Here is a 331-nt window from a genome sequence, read left to right as displayed (position 1 = left end):
CGTAAAGACCATATCCAGCAAGGTTCGATTGCCACTTCTGATTCCGGAAAAAGGAGTCCCTGCATTGGCCGTATACATGTTGGTAATGGTCCCCGCCGGAATGATCCCCGCCCAGTCGAGGGAAGTGGGTACCGTTTCAGCCCCGCTGTATACATCGAACAACAGCGACGTATCCTTGGTAAAAGCCTCGTTGATGGCAAATTCCGCGGTCTTTGAGGAAGTCATGCCCGTCACCTGGTCCCAGCCATTGTTGACCCCCATGGTTACAGTAGTGGCATCCGTCAAAGCGTTCACGGCACGCACCCCCGTATGGGTAAAGGGGCTGTGGCCA

The 331-nt window shown here is 55.0% G+C and carries 1 protein-coding gene; it reads right to left on the bottom strand.

The features are described 5' to 3' along the window. A partial coding sequence (locus tag IV91_RS16335) for an outer membrane beta-barrel protein (protein ID WP_035418596.1) occupies window positions 1–331 on the bottom strand: 331 nt, incomplete at both ends.

Origin of the sequence: Ferrovum myxofaciens, from assembly GCF_000735045.1 — a bacterium.
GTDB classification, from domain to species: domain Bacteria; phylum Pseudomonadota; class Gammaproteobacteria; order Burkholderiales; family Ferrovaceae; genus Ferrovum; species Ferrovum myxofaciens.
The sequence above is the reverse complement of the archived record's forward strand: the minus strand, read 5'-3'. Positions and strand labels throughout refer to the sequence as shown.